Origin of the sequence: Legionella worsleiensis (assembly GCF_001467535.1) — a bacterium.
GTDB lineage: Bacteria > Pseudomonadota > Gammaproteobacteria > Legionellales > Legionellaceae > Legionella > Legionella worsleiensis.
The window spans coordinates 210332-211174 of sequence record NZ_LNZC01000027.1 but is presented as its reverse complement, the minus strand read 5'-3'; the positions used below and the strand labels follow the sequence as shown (position 1 = coordinate 211174).

The window sequence follows — 843 nt, the reverse complement described above, 5'->3', positions numbered from 1 at the left end:
ATGTTAAACGTGAACATTAACCCTAACTTAGCAAACGTAGCCTGGTTGCTTGCAACCAGGATTTGTCCAAATTATCTTGGTTGAATCGAGGCAAACATTCCCTGCCCTTAAGTTTTTTATTTGTGGCTTAATCTGGATAATCTTAAATTAGCTGTTTGCGTCATTTTCATATTATTTAGTTGTTGTTGTATTTCATTTAGGAATAAGGAAAATCCCTGGTTGCAAGCAACCAGGCTACTCTTGCTGAGCCTGATTAACAATCTATTTGCCTATCCCTGACATAATGGGGTTCTCTTAAAAAAAAATGTTAAACGTGAACATTAACCCTAACTTGGTTTAAATTACGAAAAAAGGGTAAATGGGAATTGGCATAGCAAACGTAGATACTGTCTTTAAAGGCAAGCAAAATTTTCATTAAAAGGTTGCTTGCTTTTAAGTACTCCAAAAATGATATGAGCTAATTTTCGCATCACAGCGCAAATAATAGTTTTCGGATTTTTTCCCTTTTGCTGTAGCCGAGAAACAAAATTAGTTAAGCCCTTATTAAAATTTTTGGCCACCAGTGCAGCCATATACAGAGACTTTCTTAACCTGCTATCGCCAAGCCTTGAAATCGTTGTTTTCCCAATAAAAGTACCGGATTGATTTTGTTTTGGTGTGATACCAATATATGCAGCAAACTGCTTGGCAGTAGCGAAGGAGTTCACATCAGGCATCAATGCAATGATGTGGAAAGCAGTTAATTTACCAATGCCTTTGATACTGGTTAATAATTTAAATTGTTCATTAAGAGATTCATTACTGGCTACTAAATCAGCAATTTTCTTCTCTATTTTAGCTGTT

Annotated in this window: 1 protein-coding gene; it reads right to left on the bottom strand. The window is 35.6% G+C overall.

Annotated features, from left to right (window positions below; all coding sequences use genetic code 11):
- Positions 1 to 392 precede the first annotated feature (392 nt).
- The coding region (locus Lwor_RS10500; protein WP_193786616.1) for a transposase at positions 393 to 843 on the bottom strand (451 nt) is incomplete at its 5' end.